The organism is Leptolyngbya boryana PCC 6306 (genome assembly GCF_000353285.1).
Taxonomy (GTDB): Bacteria; Cyanobacteriota; Cyanobacteriia; order Leptolyngbyales; family Leptolyngbyaceae; genus Leptolyngbya; species Leptolyngbya boryana.
On the sequence record NZ_KB731324.1, the window covers coordinates 2,545,691 to 2,564,135 of the forward strand.

Genomic DNA, 18,445 nt, shown 5'->3' on the forward strand with positions numbered 1-18,445 from the left:
GGAATTAGCGAACTTTGAACCCGTCCTAAAAAACTGTGCAATACTTATTTCCCCAACCTCCTTACCTCTTATTGATCGTTGCTCTCCTAGCAAGCCTTGCTTCTGGGTCAGCCTTTCAAGCGGTTTTAAAACAATCGGTGAAAGAATGGTCAGAAAACAAATCGACTCGCAGCTTAGCGACGATGCGTGGATTATCTTTATTCACCCCGTTTCTAGGAATGGCAGGCGGTGCGTTTTTCTTTCTTTCAGCAGGTGTTGAAATCTTTGGTTTTCCAACTCGATTAGCCTATGCAATTTCGCTTCCTTTAACGATTGGAACAGCATGGCTCGTCTGGTGGCAACTCGGTAAAATTCTCACCCAAATCGAAGAAGGCGGTTCAGCCGCGCTCGACCTCGATTCTTGGGGCTAATTTCTTCGTAATTAAAAAAGCGCTTGATCCAACCAACGGCATCAAGCGCTTTTTCATTGAAACGATAGGATATCAAGTTTTATTACGCTACTTATTTGGTCAAGGCTATAAATCTATCTCAAGATATACTTCTACAAAATCACGCCTGTTGTAACAACATATTGCTGATTCTGTAGGAGAATAAATAACCCGTGCAAGATCATACTAGCTTAGACCTTGAGCAAGAATTGAGCCGTTTAGCCTGTGCATTTGCCACTCGAAATACTGAAATCGGCAAAGCAGTCATTGCGAATTTGAGGAGCCGTCTCACCCTCCGTGATGTAGCAGGAATGGTGATTGTAAGTCTGGAACGCTTAGTTTGGATCGATCCGCTTGCATTCTGTTGGGCGATCGAGAATGTGATTCCAGGCTACGTGATGCGTGAGATTCGCCGAATTACCTCTGTAACGCTCTACCGCCGTCTGATCACTCAAGGTTATGAACCCGGACACGACTTTAGTATGGATGGTAAAGGACAAGTTCTTCTAAACGAGCAAGCAAAAAGCGCAATGTTTGCCGGATAGCTTAGTCAAGCCACAGTTAGTAAAATAATCTGACTGTGGCTTGAGCAATATCACTTCTATGAATGATCAATCAACAAACATTTGGCAATACAAACCTTGGTGGTGTCAGCCTTGGTCAATTCTACTCACAGGAATGTGTATGATTGCTGGCAGTTGGTTTGTGTTCACAAAACTATGGCTGACCACTCTCGTCGCAGTTCCAATTTTAGCCTGGATAATTTTTTTCTTGATTATCTATCCTCAGCAGATGCAGGCTTACTTAAGCAAGATCAATAGCTCGGATGATAGTTCAAACTAGCCTAGGCAAAAGCTTATCCCTGTTTTTGGGCACCTTTTTGGGCACTTTAGGGATGTCATGCTTCTGAATTAGGCAAGCCCTCTATGGTACGGATAGATTTTACAGTCGCGATTCGAGCGTACAATGCTGCTCAGCGTTTGCCACTTTTGCTTCAAAAATTACAATTACAGCAAAATACTGAATCAATTCGATGGGAAATTTTAGTCGTTGATAACAATAGCACTGACAATACTGCTGAAGTCGTGCAAACTTATCAATCGCAGCTGAGCCAGCTTCGCTATATTCTTGAGACTCAGCAAGGAGCTGCGATCGCTCGAAAACGAGCCATTACTGAAGCCCAGGGTACTTGGATCGGCTTCCTTGACGATGACACCTTGCCCGCTCCAGATTGGGTTGCACAAGCTTACAAATTTGGACAAACGCATCCGAAAGTAGGAGCGTTTGGCAGTCGAATTCTTCCTGAATATGAAATTGAGCCACCGAAGAACTTCGATCGCATTGCTCACTACATGCCCATTATGCTTAAAACGCAGTCCTTCTGCTATGACACTCATCTCAAAGGAATGCCTGTTGGTGCAGGTCTGGTGATTCGCAAACAAGCTTGGCTCGAAAGCGCGATCGGCGACCAAATTATCCAAGGTCCAGTCAAACAAGGATTTGCCCTGAAAGGCGAAGAAACAGAAGTCCTTTGGAAAATGAAATCATTCCATTGGGAAATCTGGTACAACGCCGAAATGACAATCGCTCACAAAATCCCGCAATGGCGGCTAGAAAAAGACTATTTATTGAACTTTCTAAGTGTGATCGGACTAAGCCAGCATCGCTTTCGGATGCTTCGCTACCCAATTTGGAAACGCCCGATCGCTTTCCCTTTTCTCCTCATTAACGATTTACGCAAAGTCGTCCTCTCCTGGCACAAACATCAGCGATCCAACGATCTGATTGATGCCTGTGAACTCCAGTTCTTTATGGGTAGACTTCTCAGCCCTTTTTATATCTGGAAGACACTTCTCCTCCAGCATCTTGCATCGAAACAAGAGCATTTATCCTAGAGAATTTTCGGATAATGCAAGGACACGCTTCATCTCTAGTAAAAAGATGGCTAGCGTTGCCTTGCCTTGAGGTAAAACCACAACATGGCTAGCAATACTTAAGGGATGCCCCTGACGATAGGGAGCAGGCAACTGCCGAATCGCTGCCGCATCAATTTCGATCAAATCTGGGGGTGCATCGACTCGAAGCGCGCAAAGCTCCGTTTCAACCTGTGTCACCACTAAAAATTCTGCTTGCGATCGCGTGCTCACTGCCTGCGTTTGCCCTTGTGTCATACTCAACTGCGATCGCAAATTCAGCACAGTCAGAGTATACTCACCTACCGGCACCACCTCCAACATCCCAGAAGCGCTTGATTTCAATTCTTCTGGCACATTCACAACTCGCAAAATGCTCTCCAGTGGTAGCCCGAATCGATATCCAGCAATCGTAAAAACAACCAACCGCATCATCTGCCGCGTCGTTTGAGAATGCTCTATCACTTGAGTCATCGCACCACCTTTCCTGCCATCAATTGATGAACGAGTTGAACTAATTGATCTGAATCAAACGGCTTCGTTAAATAAGCTGCTGCACCCAATTGCTTTGCTAATTGTTGATGTTTCTCATTACTGCGCGAAGTCAGCATCACTACCGGAACGTGAGGAAACTGAGATTCCTGCTCATACCGCATGAGAAACTCGAACCCGTTCAAGCGTGGCATTTCTACATCACAGGTAATTAACTGAATCTCAGGATGACATTGCAATTGTGCGATCGCATCGAGTCCATCCTGTGCCTGCACAACTTGGAATCCTGCATCTTCTAAAGTCATAGCTAATGCTTGCCGAACTGTGATCGAATCATCAATGACTAAGACTGATTTGAGGGATGTCTCTTTTTGAGCAGGGGGCGAAATTGCAACCGGGGCTGAAAGTTTACCTTGATTCTGCTCGACTAAGGTCACAGCATCGATCGCGAGGAGTGATCGACCATCTCCCAACACACTGCAACCATACACGTATCGAGGTGCAGCGATCGTACTTCCCATCGGGCGCAACACTAATTCCTGCTCACCCAGCACTCGATCGACCTCTAGCCCAATCCAATGCTTTTGACGACGAATGATCAGAATTGAAGTGGTCAAGGTGGGAGCAGCTCCGAAAGTTTCAGGAGATTGGGCTTGCATCCCGAACAACCAATTCGTATAAGTCACCAACTGCCCCAAGCTGTGAATCGTAATGGTGTGTTCTTCTCCTTCATATCGCCAGCGTAATGTGCGCTGGTTGCCAATCTGATCAATCTCAGCAGCATCTAATGTCACAATCCGCTCAACGTCATCTGAGGGAAATCCATACGTTGCCGAACCTGCCTGACAAATGAGCAACCGAGTACTCATCAACGTTAAAGGCAATCGCAAAGAAAATGTTGTTCCCTGGGTTGGAACTGAATCGACCGTGATCTCGCCTTTCATCGCTCTGATTTGCGATCGCACAACATCCAACCCTACCCCTCGCCCTGACAATTCTGTCACTTGCTCGGCCGTCGAGAATCCAGGCTCAAACAAGAGATCCAGTAAGTCAGGATTAGAGATTTGGTCGATTTGGTTAGAAGACAATCGATGTTGTTCAAATCCACGTTGACAAATCTGCTCTAAATCTAACCCTCTGCCATTATCCGACACTTCAATCAAGGTTCGATTGCCTTTCTGATAAGCTCGAATCTCAATTTCTCCAATGCCTTTTCCTTGTTGTTGGCGAATTGCGTCACGCTCAATTCCATGATCGAAGGCATTACGCACCAGATGGAGCAATGGATCGTAAAGCTTGTCTGCCAATGCTTTATCAATCATCACCTGCGTGCCAGTCAACTTCAGATGAACTTTTTTCCCATAGGTTTCACACAGCTGCTCAACAACTGGTGGGAAGCGATTTAGAACTGTTCCGATCGCGATCATCCGCACATTCATCAAATCATCGCGCAGATTCGTCAATAATCGACCTTGTTTGCTGCGCGATAGTCGTGACTCCCTAGCTAAAAAGTCGATCGCCTCAGTCGATTCATCAATCCGTTCTGCCTGTTCTACGAGTGTTTGTAGCAGTACATGCAAGTCATTGTATCGATCCAGTTCCAGGGTATCGAAGTTCTGTTTCAAGTCGTTCTCAACAACGAGAGAACCGCTTCTTCTGGAGAATCGCTCTGGAGCGAGCAATGACCACTCACGCAACTGTGCTAGAGCACGCTGATGTTGCTCTACCTGATGCAGCAATTCTGCTAGCATCATTTGGAGTCGCTCATCTTGCAAAAGTTGCTGGTTTTGATGAATGAGCAGTTCACTGGTGATAAAGTTGAGCGATTCCAAGTGGGTAAGCTTGACTCGAACTGTATCCTGAGCAGGCTTTTGAGACACGTTTTGCGCTGACTCTTTCAGGTGTAAAGGCTCAGATGGTGGCTCAATCTCGGTTTCTGTAATCGGGGTATCCCATAATTCAAATCCTAGATCTGCCTTGGCTTCAGGCAATTCGGTCTGCCATGCCTCAAACTGATCCGCCAATGCTTCAATCTCAGGATCAACCGAAAACACCGCTTTCGGTTCGTCAAAGCTTTCGGCAACTTGAGGTTCAGAGAGTTCATTTCGTGAACGCTGGAAGAAGTTTTTGATCTTTCTCCAGGCGCGATGAGAGAGTTGCTGGCTATTTTGAATCGAATTTGATTCTACAAAGCTCTGGAGTGTGGATGACACCTTTCCACCTGAGACACGATCTCCTGACAACACTGCAATTTGCCCTTGTCTAAAATCAGCTAATGCAGCTTGAGCAATGTCACGAACCTGATGAGGCTTCTGCTTCATTGCCTTTAATGCCGTGTGTGCAATTTCCCCAAATCCCGGCAAATTAAGCGACTCTGCTAATCCCAGAAATACCTCGGACTGAGTATGTAGCGTCAGCGCGATCGTGTCGTCATCGTTTTGAGAAATTGCGATCGCTAATTGTTCTAGTCGCTCCGTCACTCCCGTTTCAAACAGCGATTGAGCAATATCAAATCCCAAATCTGCTGAGGTTGGCAAAGCTGCACCTGGATCAAAGTGTTTGCCTAACTTGTTCCGAATTTTAGAAAAGATAATTTCAGATCGATCGAGCACTTCCGCATCCTGAGACTTTACTCCTGAGACAACAGTTGTCAAAGGTAAGCGTAAGCAATCATATCCCTCATACAGTAAGGCTTCTAACTCCGCATCAATCTCAACTTCTGGCTTGTAGAACGCCTTGAAAACATCCTCAAATGCATGTGCCATTGATTTCATGCTATCAAACTGAACGCTGGCTGCTGCACCCTTCAAGGTATGTGCCGCACGCATCAGTTCATGCACTTTCGCCGCAGAACGCTCTTTGCGCAGAGACAGTAAATTTTGCTCGATCGTTTGCAGCAAATCTTCAGCTTCAGCTAAAAAATAGGAATAAGTTTGTTCGCGAAGTTTAGCATCAGAAATCATAGGGAACTCACAGAATTGCAGATGGACAAAACAATTCAAGGCATTGAGGTTCAAGCCGGATTTGGCTCAGACCTCCCACCTCATATTTCCTAGCTGACTTTGAATTGTCCAACACTCGTTTGCAGTTGTTGAGCTGTATTGAGTAGCTCTTGGAAAGATGCAGAGATTTGACTCGACTGAGCAGAGTTCTTACTTGCTAGTGTTGCCACGTCTGTCATTGATTGAGTCACGAGTTTCGACTGCTGCGTCTGTGCTAGCGTTGCCTGGGTAATTCCTTGTACCAGTTGGCTAATCTGCGCGGTTGCATTGATAATCTCAGTCAACTGCTGACGAGTTTCATTCACCAGCCCTGTTCCACTGACAACCTGTTGAATTCCTGTATCCATGGCTGCCGCAACAGCACTCGTTTCCGATTGAATCTCTTGTGCAAGTTTCTCAATTTCACGCGTCGCGTCTGCCGATTGTCTCGCGAGCGATCGCACTTCATCCGCAACGACTGTAAAGCCACGTCCATACTCTCCCGCACGCGTTGCCTCGATCGAAGCATTCAGCGCTAGAAGTTGCGTCTGTGTTGTAAAGCTTCCAATCAAGCTAACGACCTTAGAGATCTTCTGAGAAGATTCACTTAAGCGTTTAATCTTCTGACTGGTCTCTGCAACCGTTTCCCGAATCGCCAAGATTCCATCGACCGTCCGGTTCATAGCAGCATCTCCAGATCGAACCGTTTGATTCGCCTGCTGAAGTGCAGTTTCAACTTGACGCGCATTTGTCGCAACTGCTTGAGTTGAACTGACCATTGCTTGGAGCTGATCCAAAGCCCGAGTGACTTCCTGCAACTGCTCTTCTGCTTGTTGTGTCAGCTTTGCGATCGCACCACTACTATTCTTAGAAGTACTTGCAACTTTGGTCGATGTCGCTTGGACTTGAGTTACAATCTTCCGCAAACTTTGAATTGTATTGTTGTAGGCATCTGCGATCGTTCCAACTTCATTTTCTACGACTGGAACTCGGATGGTTAAATCTCCCGAGAATACAGGTTTAATTGCACCCAACAGTTGAATCACCTGCATTTGCAATTGTTCTTTCGCAGTTTTCTCACGTTGAGCCGCTTGAGCAAGCTGCTCGGACTGTGTTCTTAACTGTTCAAGTGAATCCACTTGTTCTAGGGCAACACCCAATTGTCCTGCAATCTGATTCAGCAATACAACCTCTGCTTCTTCCCAGTGACGGGTACTTCCATTTTGGTAGACTGCCAAAATTCCCCAAAGCTCTTGGTGCTTAAAGACAGGAACAAGCGCATAAGCTTTCGCCTCAAACTGTTCTAGAAGCTCAACGTGACAAGGGTCATGACCCGCATTGTAAATATCATCGATCGCTAAGCTTTCTCGATTGCGATATCGTCCACCCTGGGTTTCCCGCAGATACGTATCTTTGACATTGGTACCAATTTCAGTGCCAACCAGCTTACCCCATCCACTATTAATCGATTCATAAATGAAGTCGCCACTCCAGTCTGGATTGAACCGATAAATGGCAGCCCGATCGACTTTCAGAAGTTGCCGAATATCTTGCGTGATCACTTGGAAAACTGAACTGATGTCAGCAGATTGGCGCACAAAGTCGATCGATTGACGAATTCGATCACTTACTTTTGCCAAGACTTTCTCTCGGTCAGCTTGCCGTTGAATCTGAGAAACGTAATCAGCTTGCTGAATTGCAACCCCTAACTGTGCTGCCAACTGAGCGAGAAGATTCACTTCTGACTCTTCCCACTGACGCGGAGCCGAGTTTTGATAAGCACCCATCAATCCCCAAAGCTTCTGCCCCGAAAAAATTGGAACAATCGCATAAGCTTTAACTTGAAACTGCTCCAAAATTTCAAGGTGGCAAGGCAAATGCCCAACCTGATAAATGTCATTCACAACAAAGCGTTCATTATTTCGGTATCGCCCGCCTTGAGTCTCTTGTAGATGAGTATCGTCCCAAGCGGTTTTGACATCTGCTCCAACTAGGCGCACCCAACCTGGGGCAACTGACTCTGAAACAAATTCACCTCCCCAATCTTGATTAAAGCGGTAGATGGCAATGCGATCGGCTTGCAAGAACTGACGAATCTGCTGAGTGGTTTGACCAAAAATCGTTTCAGTACTTTCAAACTGCCGCATCCGCTCTAGCACTGATTTATTCACCTGGTCAATCACGCGAATAAAGTTCCGTTCCCGCGCCGCTGATTTTGTCAATTGCTCAGCTTGATTCTCAACTTTCTCTAGATATTCAGCTTGCTGGATTGCAACTCCAAGCTGGGTTCCGATTTGAACCATCAAAGAAATTTCTGACTCTTCCCATCGACGCGCCTCAGAGTTTTGATAAGCTGCCAGCAGTCCCCACAGCCTATCTCCTTGCATGATGGGAACGATGATATACGCTCTTGCCTGAAACCGCTCCAGTACACCGAGATAGCAGGGAGAAAAGTTTGCTTTATAAATATCCTCAACGGCTCTAAAGGTTTCTCCTCGCGTATAGGCTCCACCTTGAGTTTGTTCCAGATACGTGTCGATCGATTTTGCAGATTTACCCATCGATCTGATGGTGCAATCGCTCGCATTCTCTCGAAAACTTGAATCGCTGAGTTGCTCTTCCATCACTGAACGCCAACCCGCTGTCACAGATTCCGCAATAAATTCGCCGCTCCAATCTTGCTCAAAGCGGTAGACCCCTACTCGATCTGTATTTAATAACTGTCGAACTTCTTGGGTCGCAGTTTTGAAGATGGTATTGAGATCCAATGAAGTGCGGATCTTTTCGATCACTCGTGCGCCTGCTCTTTCACGTTCAGTCACTTTTGCAAGTTGCGCTGTACGGGATTTCAATTGATGTAAGTTCTCAGCTTGCTGAAGTGCAACTTCTAACTGAGTTCCAATCTGCATCAGCAGGGCGATTTCTGCTTCTTGCCACTGCCGTGGACCTGAGTTTTGATAAGCTGCAAGCAATCCCCAAAGCTTCTGATTCTGTAAAATTGGAATCATCACGTACGCTCTTGCTTGATATCGCTCCAGCATCTCAATGTAGCAAGGCGAAAATCCGGTTTGATGAATATCAGTTACAGCTCTAAAATTGACGCCTTTCGCTAATCTTCCGCCTTGAGTTTGCTGCAGATAAGTATCTGTTAGCTTTCCTAGCGATCGCACACTACATTCGCTAACATTCTCTTTCAAAACAGGATTATCAATTTGCTCTTGGAGCAGCGAAGTCCAACCTGGTGCCGTGGATTCTGCAACAAATTCACCACTCCAATCCTCTTCAAACCGATAAATGCTCACCCGATCCGCTTTCAGCAATTGTCGAATTTCTTGGGTAGTAGTACGAAAAACAACATCTAAATCCAGCGATCGACGAATCCGATCGATAACTTTGAAAACGGCTTTTTCAGTTTCACCTTGCTGAGCCAGCCTTAATGCAAAGTCAGACTGCTGAAGATTGATCGTCAATTCTAGGCAAAGTTGATACAGTAAGTTAATTTCAACTTCTTGCCAGAGGCGCGCTCGAGAACATTGATGAACCACGAGCAATCCCCAAGCCTCACCAGCAACACGAATCGGTAAGCTTAAGCTCGCTTTAACTTGAAGCTGATCCAGAAGCTGATGTTGATAAGGCATCAAATCGACGCGCGTGATATCTTCGATGACGACGACTTGATTCTTGACATAATCTTCAGGCTGATCAAAGCAAAAGCAAGTTAACGCCGGCGCTTCCCCAAGTGCTGGAGTCCATCCACGCTGAACCGATTCTGCCACGATCGAACCGCCTTCTTGTGCACCAAAGCGATAGATGATGGCTCGATCGACTTGCAAGGTTTCGCGCGCGACTTTGACAAAACCTTTGAGCAAAGCATCTAAGTCAGGCATTTGGCGCATTTGAGCAGAGATTGCGTTTAATTGCTTCCGCTGATACCGAAGCTCACGCGATGCACCTTGCTGGTTCGTTTTTTTGGGTTGAGTCGCAGCAAATTCAGCAACTTGACGGAATAGATTTTGGACATTCGGCTTGTCCAGAAGTCCAGCCCGTTTGAGTTCTGATTTTAGACCTGTCAAAGCAGTCACAACTTGCTGAATGTCTCGCCCTGCCTCTTCAGGTTCTGAACGACTGACCCCATTACCATTGGAGTAGCCTGGAGATTCGGAAACCTCGATCGATAAATCCGCACCGTTGCTTGATATCTCAACGGGAGTTTCTGAAAGGAAAGCAGTAAATTCCTCAAGAGTGGGTTCTGAAGACATCATAGAAGACATATCAAGCGTGGGTTCAGTACGACGCGATGCGGACATAGGGAATCTCCTGGAGGCAATAGAAAAAGAAAATTTATCAAGAATTGAAATGATGCAATTGTAAAGACGGATCTTGTACAACCGCCGCCGCATCTAAAACCAGGCTGCGATCATGCTTAAAATATCCTCTTATAAATGGAAAAAATGGGTTCGTCTGAAGATCAGCAGGAGGATTGAGCAACATTTTGGGGTTGTATTCCTCAATTTCGTAAATCTCTGGAATAACAAGACCGAGAGTGTTGTCATTAATTTGCACCACGATCGTGCTTAAGGTGGTGAGCTTTTGCATCCGATTCAAGCGAGTTTGAACTCCCAGTTGTTGTGCGAGATCAACAAGCCAGAGGGAGTCTCCGCGCCAATTTGACATGCCTAAAATACAAGCATTCATCTGGGGCACAGGCAGAATATCTGCGATCGCAAGGGTCTGAACAGCTGCAATACCCTCCACTGCAAGGAGCATCGATTGAGTTCGATCCAGGCGAAATCGCAGAAATTTCTGCATCGGTTCAGTGCCAGCAGGCGGACTGAGAAGAGATGCCAAACTAGTCAGTGAAGCCGTTGCAATTGGAGTTCGCGTGAACTCAGACAATTTGGTCATAGTTCCTCCGAGCCTAATTCACCATCAACTGGCGAACCGTGTTGAGGAGTTCTGTCTGATCAACGGGTTTTGGCAAATATGCATTTGCACCGAGCAAGTTGCCCCACATCATATCGACATCTGTGCCTTTGGTAGAGCAAAGGACAACTGGAATCTGGCTGGTTTTGGGGTCAGCTTTCAATTCTCGACAGAGTTCAAAACCACTCTGACCTGGCAAAATTACGTCTAATACAATCAGGTCAGGCGTTTGGGTCGAGAGTTTCGTTTGGGCTTCTTCTCCACTAGTTGCACTGACGACTGTCAGCCCAGCTTTCTGCAGATAGCCTGTGAGAAGTTGCATCTCAGTGATGCTATCTTCCACGATGAGTACGGTTTTCATATGTTCCTCCGGGTTACTGAGATGAGAAGCTTTTAATGATTTAGTCAAGAATCGGTAGCATCTTTCGCGCGATCGCTAACACGCGATCGGCATCGACTGGCTTTGCGAGAAACCCTGATGAACCCACAAATTTTGCGCGAACCCGATCTATGATTCCGTCGTTACTCGTCAAAATAACAATCGGAACGTCTTTGAAAGTAGACACCCGACGAATTTGGGCACAGATCTCGTAGCCATTCGCAATTGGCATAACTAGATCGAGAAAAATTAGTCCTGGCTTTTTCTCAATGAGTGTCGGTATTGCCTGCACAGAATCTTGAACGCCGACAAACTGATACCCCGCTTCAGTCAAAATGCGTTCCATAATTTGACATTCGCGGAGACTATCATCAATGCAAGCGACGACGGGTGCCTGATTTGAACCCGTTAAGGGGAGAGAAGGCACGATCCCAGAAACAGGTGCCCCAGAGATCGGTGGATCAGAAGTGTCAGAGATGGGAGTGCTGCTTGATCGGGATGCACCCGGAGGGGGTAAGTCAGGAATTTTAGTTAAGCCAATCAGTCCTTTCCGATACAGGGGAACGAGAACGCGCGTCATCTGAATGAGGTCTTGCTTCATCAGCATTGCTAAATCTCGTAGAGTGCGCCGACCATCAACGAGTGATACCAGCATTTTGTAAACTTTCTCAGGCGCATACTCTGGAAGTTGTTTAGGATTGCGTAGAACTGGGGCGAGATTTGGAGAATGATCGGCAAGTCCAAGCGATCGCCAAGTATTCCACTGCTGTTGAACCTCTGCAAGGAGTTGTTCAGCATTCAGAAGCGCTAACGATGCCTCCAACATCGCTGAGGCATCCGAGCGGAAAGCAACAGGCTTAGTTTCCTCCTGTTGGATAATATCGAATAAGACATCAATAACGGTGCTCCGAATCACTGCAACTGCGTGTTCAGGGCTAATTTGCTGACGTTTTACTAAGACCGCTAAAGCATCATAATCCTGGCATGGATTTTCATCCGAGGGAGGAAGCGTGAGCAGGTTGGGGCTGAGGTGTGGGCAGTGCTGGGTTAAATAGCGATGCCAGCGGCGGCGAGGATGAGGACCACCCGTTGCCCAAATCAGCCGACCCATATAAAGATATAAGCTCCATTGCTGTCCACGGGTCGAAACGTCCAGCCGTCCACTAAAGTGCATCCGACTACGGAGACCTAACAGACCACTAGGAGAATCGGTTGAGGAATCGTCAACTAACATTTCCTAAAGTTCCTTAGATTTGGGCTTTGAGCATTTACCCAGGTTTTTCTAAGGTTATCTTTCCCATGCCGAAATGAATCTTCACTATCTCCAAGCAAGAAATTTCATGCACGATTCAACGAATGCTGACGATTCAGCCTACCAGAATCTGATTGATGGGCTAAATTCCTAGATTGGGAAATTGATAGAGTGATCTACGGGACTGACGGGGCTCGAACCCGCAACTTCCGCCGTGACAGGGCGGTGCTCTAAATGGCTCTAGGATTTTTGTGATAAGCCTTTCACCCCTTATTTGTCTTCAACCTGTTCGGATTTAGGACAGATTTAGGACAGGTTCATGAGAAGCATAAAGCCAATTAATAATCACGGGGGAATTCAATTAAAATTTTCTATCGCTGGAAAGCGTTATAGTTTTCACCCGATTCCAGGGGGGCAATTCGCAGACAGAAGAGATCTGGCAACTGCCCAAGCGATCGCCACGCGAATCGAGAATGCCCTTTTATCGGGGCATTTCGATCACACTCTACAAAGTTATCGACTTGCCCCTAAAACGGCTGCATCTGACCCTTCACCCGTTCTATACGGCTTAATGTTGGAATTATGGGACGCTTGGGTAAATACCCTGAGTCTCTCTGAAGAAACCAAAGCAGATCACTATGAAATGATCCGCCGCATGATCGCCAAACACTCCCCCCTGGTAACTCAAACCGATTGGTTAACCAGTGCCAAAATTGCCCCTTCCACTTTTAACAAGCGCTTAGGGTATCTCAAATCCTGCTTCAAATGGGCAATGAGCCAGGGGGGTGTAGAGAATGACCCTATGCAAGCCATCAAGACAAGGAAAGTCACTAAACCCGAAATCAAACCCTTTTCTGCCAGGGAAATGACTCGGATTCTTCAGAGCTTCGAGCAGATTTGCCCACACTACACCCCCTTCGTCCGTTTTCTATTCCTTACAGGTTGCCGAATTAGTGAAGCGATCGGCTTGCAATGGCTCCATGTGGACTTTGAACAGAAACTTATAACCGTCTCAGAGTCCTTATCCATCGATCGAACGGGCAACGGCTATAAACGCAAGCGAAAATCCACTAAAACTGGGAATGTCCGATTACTGCCGTTCAACACCCCCCTGGAAATCCTACTGAATCATCTAAAATCCTCAAGTTGCCAGGGGGGAGATTTAATTTTCACTACAGTGAAAGGATGTGTCATTGATGCAGGAAATTTCAGAACTCAATATTGGATGAAGGCGCTAGAACATGCTCAAGTCCCTTATCGGAAGATTCACACATCTCGACATACCACAGCCAGTTACGCAATTTATGAAGGGATTCCAATAACTGCGATCGCTTACCTTCTGGGTCACAAAGATCCCCGAATGGTCATGCAAACCTATGGGCACTTGATCAATAAACCGGATCTACCTGACATGCCCATCTGATCCCCCTGGAACCTGTTGAGAACCCTTGAACTATTCCAGGGGTGATAATCAGAAAGTGACTTTTAGCAAACCCCCTGGAAACTCCTAATTTCCCCTCACAACTTCTTGAAATCGGCTGATCGCATTTAAGTAAATCCCTGGGTCATTCTGGGATTTGGCAATCTGCCACATTGAGAGCATGTAACGGTTAAAGACGATCGCGCCCATCTCGGAAGTTTGGAAGTAGACAACACCCTTTAACCATCTCCACTCATCCTGATCTCTCTGTTGGCGACTCATGAAGCTCTGAAGGGTTGGTTTTGCCCATCCTAGAAGCTTTGCAGCCTCATCTAAAGAAATCTGCTGACAAACATTTTCTAGGAGTAAAGTTGATTTCTTAGGCATCTTGGGTTTACCTCAGAATCATTCAGTCAAATCAGATTACATTAGAAACCCATAAAATCAATCAGATTCATACAAAATCTTACAAAACAAAGTAACGCTATTTTGATTATCAAATTAACTACTTTTGAACACGCATAAAAATACTTTTGAGATCTCTAAAACCTTCTCTATAATTGATCTAGAGAATTCCTAGACAAATGCGTGATATCCAGCTAGCAACTTTCGAGATTAACTTTGAAACTTGGCAAGAATTCAAAGACAAAGCTTCTCAAAATCATCGGAGTGCTTCATCAGTGCTTCGAGAATTTGTAGATGCTTATCTCCAAGGTGATTCACATTCTAGAAGCGTCTCAGACAGTGATGAGGATTTGGTGAATCTGATCCAGGGGATGATCCGAGAGTCTTGCAGCGATCGCATAGATGCCCTTGAAAATCGCGTAGATGCGAATGAGAAAGTCTTAGGTCAACTTGGAGATAAATTCGTAAAAATTTTGAATGTTTTGAAGATAACTAGAGGAGCCTGAAAATGCTTGGAGCCGTTCGATCAACTGTACCCGTTTCAACCGCAACTACACCCCCCTGGATCACTGCTAATCTCCAAAACGGTTGGACTAGCTTTACCGATCAAAACACCGTGTATCCCCCTGTGTCCTACCGAAAACACCTAAACGGTATGGTTGAGCTTCAAGGGATGGCTACTAAAAATTCTCCAGGGGGTTCAAACGTTCTTCTAAACCTACCTGGAGAATTTCGCCCGAATGTCGCAAAACGCTTTCCGGGATCTGATCCGAATCCCTTCTCACTCATCATTTATCCATCAGGGGATCTACAGTTAACCTATCTCACCGCAACCATATCGAGCATTGCTTTTATCCCCCTGGATGTGATCCAATTCTTTGCAAATTAATCAAAGCTCAAAAAACCGGAAAAGCTAACTGCGGAAGAGTTACAAGCAATTAAAACAACCCCCTGGAACTCTTAGAAGGTTCCAGGGGGTTAAAGTATCAAGCACCCTTTGGGTGAATCGTCAGATCCAAGGGTTTACCTCTCAGTTTTCTGTTGATGCCCTCTTGAGCGATCGCAACCATTTCTAGAAGTCCCGAATCATCAAATCTTGCAAGCCATAAGTAACCGTCTAAATCGCTTCTACCGAGTGCTCTAAAAGCTTCTAGGAGGTTCTTACGGCAAAGCTCGGGATCACCATCACCACTCCAACCGAGAGCAGTTGAAATTAGTCCGCTTGCAACCCCCCAACTATTCAGAGTTTTGCCTTGAATGCCACTTGCCAGGGGGTGCATAAAAATTGTGGATCGATCGACTCCAACCCCCTGGAAATTCTCAACCACTTTAATGGGTGAGTCAGAACTTGGAAAAAACTCCAGTACGGCACAAGCCCCGACAGTGAGATATACACCACTATCCGAGACTCTTACAGCATTCTCTAAGGGCACTTTGAGGGATGTCAGCCGCTCTGCTAGTAGCGTCCCTAAAGCGTGTTGATAGTGCTTCTGAATGCCCCGATTGATATGCTTGAGAATCTTTTGAATGAGTGCTGGGTGTGCTTCGGTATGTTGGAGCAACCAAATTCCACAGTAGCGATCGCCAAACTCATGAATCACTTTTTGGGCAACCTGTAGAGCTTGAGCAAAGTCCTTACGTTTTGCAACTCGCTGAAAGTGGTTGTTGATCCGGCTTAGAAGTTTTATGCCAGCAGGCTTAAGGGCTTTCTCGAATTTTTGATTATCTTGCTTCATCTTTTTAGGGGGTGTTGCGAGTGTTTTCATGGGGTTTTGGTGATTCGCTAGTACGCGATTATGAACGAGTTTTCAAGGGTTTCAGAGGTTTAGAGGTTGTCACTAAATGATCTGAATTTTCAAAACCCCCCTGGAGCACTTTGGAGCAATTGTGAAAGCTCGAAAGCATTGAGGGGATTTCACTTTTGATCGTTTGACCATCTAGAAAATCTCTGGGAGCACTACATTAGTTTTGATAGAGGCTCCATAGTGTTCGTAGATCATCTTGATCGATGTGCGGGTCATCTTAGCGATCGTTGCGGGGTCTTCTCCCTGACTCAGCCAAAAACTAATCAGAGTAGATCGAGTACTGTAGGGTTTCCGGTACTCGATTTTTGCTTTTCTGAGGATCACTATCCAAGATTCGCGGAACGTCTGATCGCTAATTTCAGACCCTTGACGACTTGAGGGGAATACCAGGGGGTTATCAGAGCATCTTGAGAGTTTTCGACGCTTTAAGACTGCTTGTAGGTTGTTTGGTATGTTTATCCATCCGGTCTTGTCATTCTTTGTTGTGGGGCTAGTTTCACCCCTGGAGAATGACTTATGAAAGTGAATACGATCGCAATCTTCTGAAAGATCATCCCAGGTTAAACAAGCCACTTCACCAAACCTTGCACCCGTCCCCAAAAGCACCTTCACTAAATCGGCATAGAACGAATAATAGGGGTCACTTTGGTAAGTTGCGATGACTACAGGGATCTCTTCAGGGGTCAAGGGTTTTGGCTGAGACTTTTGTTTTTTGATCGTTCTACTCGCACGTTTCCAGGGGTTTGATTTGAGGATCTTCTCATCTTCTGCCCAACTCCAACAGCTTGAGAGGATTTGTAATCGTTCTTTGATAGTCACGTTAGACAGGGGCAACCCCCTGGAGTTCTTCAGAGTCTTCAGCCAATCTCGAAACTTTGCAGCGGTTTCTAAATCAATTTCAGAAGCCCTTTTAGTGGTGCTGAAATACTGTTGAACCCGTGCCAGAGTTGCATGATATTTCTGCAATCCCCTGGGGTTTGTTTCATGGGATTTAACGGTAATGAACCGCTCCATTAGAGCGATTACCGTTAAATCTTCGGTTTGTTTTGGTGAGCTTTCTTGATAGCGTTCCAGGGTGTGATCGTAAGTGCCATTAATAATTTCTCGCTCGATCCAAGTGGCTTTCGATTTAGCAATATTCTCAGATATCGCAGTACAACCCCCTGGAATATACAGAGTATTTCGTACTCCTTTGGGGAATGTCCAACGCAGTCTAAATTGAACGCGATCGATCTCTACTTTGACTCGAACCATGCCAAGCTCCAGGGGTATCTACGAGTTTTCAATGGTTTCAGAGGTTTTCTGAGTGGTTGTTACCATGTCTCCACACTTCAACCAATTTTCAATGAATTTTCAAGGGTTCCGGGGTGTAAGAGGTTGTCACCATGACTCTGAGTTTCCAGGGGGTATCTACGAGTTTTCAATGGTTTCAGAGGTTTTGTGTGACTCCAGACTCCCTGATCTGGCTTTTCGATTTTTTGACAACCCCCTGAAACCCTATTGCTGGACTCTAGAACAGTTTTAGAGCTTGTCAGGGGGTGTGATAGGACTTCTGGAGCTTGTTCGGAGCTTGTTCGGAGCTTGTTCGGAGCTTGTTCGGAGCTTGTTCGCAGGTTGTTCGCAGGTTGTTCGACATGGGGGACGAACAAAAATATTAAGAAGCTTGTGCAGTAAACGTTTTAGCCATCGAACACACACCGAACACACACCGAACACACACCGAACACACACCGAACACACACCGGATATCCCAGGGGGCTACCCTAAGCTGTGACGGGGTTTTCAAGCCACTCTGATAGCACTTCGAGCAGGTAATGAGCCTCTTGCACGTCCGCTTCAGAGCACCAATCAAAATCGAGAGCTAACTCTGAAAGATGGCATGTGATTGTTAACATTACTGAATCACCGTTATCAAAGAAGTACTCCCCAGAAATCTCATCGCTCTCAAACTCAGTTGCATCTTCTGAAGAGAGAAACTGATGTAGCTTTTCTAAGTAGGTTCGAGAGCACCCAGAAAATACTTGAAAAGCGACTTGACGGACATGAATTTTAGGATCGATAAGTGTTTGAGGCATAATTAAGAAAAACTCCATGATGTTTGTGAATCCCCCCTGGAGCTTTGCCGAGTCCAAGGGGTTATTTTTTGGTTACTTCTGAGGGGTTGGTAACGCTGGGAGGTTGAGTGTAGGGATCTTGAGCGAAACCCCAAAGCTTTGGGATAGCCAGGGGGTGATTGAACTATCGAAGTAGTTCCGAGAAACCCGACCAAACCCAATAGAGCGAACCCGAAGCGATTCAAGCATCTGCAAAGCTTCTAGAAAGTCTTGCCAGATTTGCTGATAGTTAATCGACATCTGCCAAACCCCTTGGTTATTGCAGATTTTGATTCGTTGCGCTGCATAGGCTCCCAAGAAAGCAGTAAAAATGAGAGTGAGCATTTTGGGAAT

At 45.9% G+C, this 18,445-nt stretch carries 18 protein-coding genes; 7 read left to right on the forward strand and 11 right to left on the reverse strand.

Annotated elements, in window-relative coordinates; genetic code table 11:
• The first annotated feature begins 35 nt into the window (after positions 1-35).
• The 4 genes from LEPBO_RS0112725 to hpsE all read left to right on the forward strand — a co-directional run bounded on the left by LEPBO_RS0112725 (position 36) and on the right by hpsE (position 2,323).
• A complete protein-coding gene (locus tag LEPBO_RS0112725) occupies positions 36-410 on the forward strand; it encodes a hypothetical protein (protein WP_017287957.1) in 375 nt (124 codons plus the stop codon).
• Between the two features lie 191 nt (positions 411-601).
• The gene (locus LEPBO_RS0112730; RefSeq protein ID WP_017287958.1) at positions 602-973 is read left to right on the forward strand and encodes a hypothetical protein; all 372 of its coding nucleotides are present in this window, start codon (positions 602-604) and stop codon (positions 971-973) included.
• A 58-nt stretch (positions 974-1,031) separates the two neighbouring features.
• The gene (locus tag LEPBO_RS0112735) at positions 1,032-1,271 is read left to right on the forward strand and encodes a DUF6737 family protein (protein WP_017287959.1); all 240 of its coding nucleotides are present in this window, start codon (positions 1,032-1,034) and stop codon (positions 1,269-1,271) included.
• A gap of 83 nt (positions 1,272-1,354) precedes the next feature.
• Positions 1,355-2,323, forward strand: coding sequence for a hormogonium polysaccharide biosynthesis glycosyltransferase HpsE (gene hpsE / locus LEPBO_RS36980; RefSeq protein ID WP_017287960.1), 969 nt, complete (start codon positions 1,355-1,357; stop codon positions 2,321-2,323).
• Here the strand turns inward: hpsE and LEPBO_RS40040 are convergent.
• From LEPBO_RS40040 to LEPBO_RS0112770, 6 genes are all read right to left on the reverse strand, one after another.
• On the reverse strand, positions 2,315-2,815 hold the full coding sequence (locus LEPBO_RS40040) for a chemotaxis protein CheW (protein ID WP_017287961.1): 501 nt from the start codon (positions 2,813-2,815) through the stop codon (positions 2,315-2,317). The two genes, hpsE and LEPBO_RS40040, sit on opposite strands and share 9 nt — an antisense overlap.
• Positions 2,812-5,796 (reverse strand): hybrid sensor histidine kinase/response regulator, encoded by a 2,985-nt coding sequence (locus LEPBO_RS0112750; RefSeq protein WP_017287962.1) that lies wholly within the window; start codon positions 5,794-5,796, stop codon positions 2,812-2,814. Before LEPBO_RS0112750 ends, LEPBO_RS40040 begins: the two co-directional genes overlap by 4 nt.
• An 89-nt stretch (positions 5,797-5,885) precedes the next feature.
• The gene (locus LEPBO_RS0112755; protein ID WP_197693270.1) at positions 5,886-10,121 is read right to left on the reverse strand and encodes a GAF domain-containing protein; all 4,236 of its coding nucleotides are present in this window, start codon (positions 10,119-10,121) and stop codon (positions 5,886-5,888) included.
• 37 nt (positions 10,122-10,158) lie between these two features.
• Positions 10,159-10,719: a chemotaxis protein CheW gene (locus LEPBO_RS0112760; protein WP_017287964.1), complete on the reverse strand. Its 561-nt coding sequence runs from the start codon at positions 10,717-10,719 to the stop codon at positions 10,159-10,161.
• A gap of 13 nt (positions 10,720-10,732) precedes the next feature.
• The gene (locus LEPBO_RS0112765) at positions 10,733-11,098 is read right to left on the reverse strand and encodes a response regulator transcription factor (protein WP_017287965.1); all 366 of its coding nucleotides are present in this window, start codon (positions 11,096-11,098) and stop codon (positions 10,733-10,735) included.
• A 40-nt stretch (positions 11,099-11,138) separates the two neighbouring features.
• Positions 11,139-12,350, reverse strand: a complete 1,212-nt coding sequence (locus LEPBO_RS0112770) for a response regulator (protein WP_026148603.1) — start codon at positions 12,348-12,350, stop codon at positions 11,139-11,141.
• 337 nt (positions 12,351-12,687) lie between these two features.
• Here LEPBO_RS0112770 and LEPBO_RS0112775 point away from each other — a divergent pair, with 337 nt between their 5' ends.
• Positions 12,688-13,791 (forward strand): tyrosine-type recombinase/integrase, encoded by a 1,104-nt coding sequence (locus LEPBO_RS0112775; protein WP_017287967.1) that lies wholly within the window; start codon positions 12,688-12,690, stop codon positions 13,789-13,791.
• Between the two features lie 84 nt (positions 13,792-13,875).
• Here LEPBO_RS0112775 and LEPBO_RS0112780 read toward each other — a convergent pair whose 3' ends face one another.
• Entirely contained in the window at positions 13,876-14,175 is a 300-nt protein-coding gene (locus LEPBO_RS0112780) for a hypothetical protein (protein ID WP_017287968.1), read from the reverse strand.
• A gap of 197 nt (positions 14,176-14,372) precedes the next feature.
• On the opposite strand from LEPBO_RS0112780, the gene LEPBO_RS0112785 reads away from it, so the two are divergent.
• Positions 14,373-14,699 carry a hypothetical protein gene (locus LEPBO_RS0112785; RefSeq protein WP_017287969.1) on the forward strand — a complete coding sequence of 109 codons (327 nt, stop codon included), beginning with the start codon at positions 14,373-14,375 and terminating at the stop codon, positions 14,697-14,699.
• A 2-nt stretch (positions 14,700-14,701) separates the two neighbouring features.
• Positions 14,702-15,082, forward strand: a complete 381-nt coding sequence (locus tag LEPBO_RS36990) for a hypothetical protein (RefSeq protein WP_036044586.1) — start codon at positions 14,702-14,704, stop codon at positions 15,080-15,082.
• Positions 15,083-15,179: 97 nt separating this feature from the next.
• On the opposite strand, the gene LEPBO_RS0112795 is transcribed toward LEPBO_RS36990, so the two are convergent.
• From LEPBO_RS0112795 to LEPBO_RS0112810, 4 genes are all read right to left on the reverse strand, one after another.
• Positions 15,180-15,929 (reverse strand): hypothetical protein, encoded by a 750-nt coding sequence (locus LEPBO_RS0112795; RefSeq protein ID WP_026148605.1) that lies wholly within the window; start codon positions 15,927-15,929, stop codon positions 15,180-15,182.
• A gap of 201 nt (positions 15,930-16,130) precedes the next feature.
• A complete protein-coding gene (locus tag LEPBO_RS0112800) occupies positions 16,131-17,252 on the reverse strand; it encodes a site-specific integrase (RefSeq protein ID WP_017287972.1) in 1,122 nt (373 codons plus the stop codon).
• Positions 17,253-17,761: 509 nt separating this feature from the next.
• Positions 17,762-18,073: a hypothetical protein gene (locus tag LEPBO_RS0112805; protein ID WP_026148606.1), complete on the reverse strand. Its 312-nt coding sequence runs from the start codon at positions 18,071-18,073 to the stop codon at positions 17,762-17,764.
• Between the two features lie 72 nt (positions 18,074-18,145).
• Complete coding sequence (locus LEPBO_RS0112810; RefSeq protein WP_017287974.1) at positions 18,146-18,436, reverse strand: hypothetical protein; 291 nt, start codon at positions 18,434-18,436, stop codon at positions 18,146-18,148.
• Positions 18,437-18,445: the final 9 nt, after the last annotated feature.